The organism is Chitinophaga sp. 10T418, assembly GCF_056394125.1.
This window is the reverse complement of the sequence record NZ_JBFTHG010000066.1, coordinates 1-463: the sequence shown is the minus strand read 5'-3', so window position 1 is coordinate 463 and position 463 is coordinate 1. Positions and strand designations below refer to the sequence as shown.

Genomic DNA, 463 nt, shown 5'->3' with positions numbered 1-463 from the left:
GGATCAAGTTGAAAACCTGGGGGATCGCATAAATTTTAAGCATAGAGTTTAGTTAATCTATAAAGGAAGAATTCAACATCCCGCACCCCTCGCAGTGCATTTCTAAAGGATTTTACTTTGGCATTAAAAGACTCTGCAGCGGCGTTGGTAGCCCTGTTATTGAAGAAGTTGAGGATGCCCAGATAGTGAGTTCTAATAGTCCTGGCAACAGTTTTGAAAGATAATATCCCCGCTTCCTCTACGTCATTATACCACAAAGCCAGTTTCTTAAACGCCTCTTCTTTACATTTGCACTGCCTGTAAATCTCACCCARTCGAAGGGATAGCTGATAAGATTTATGAATAAGAGGATAATGACTAAATAAAAGTTCCGCTCTTTGTTGCTGTTCTCTGGTCCATAGCCTGGGATGTTTGAATAATAAATATCGACTTCTAGCCAGCAGTTGCTTGGTCGTGTCTCCGT

General features: G+C 41.1%; 1 protein-coding gene. It reads right to left on the bottom strand.

Going from position 1 to position 463, the window contains the following annotated elements; all coding sequences use genetic code 11:
- Positions 1-35 precede the first annotated feature (35 nt).
- A partial coding sequence (locus tag AC1DCV_RS35800; protein WP_477027685.1) for an ISL3 family transposase occupies positions 36-463 on the bottom strand: 428 nt, incomplete at its 5' end.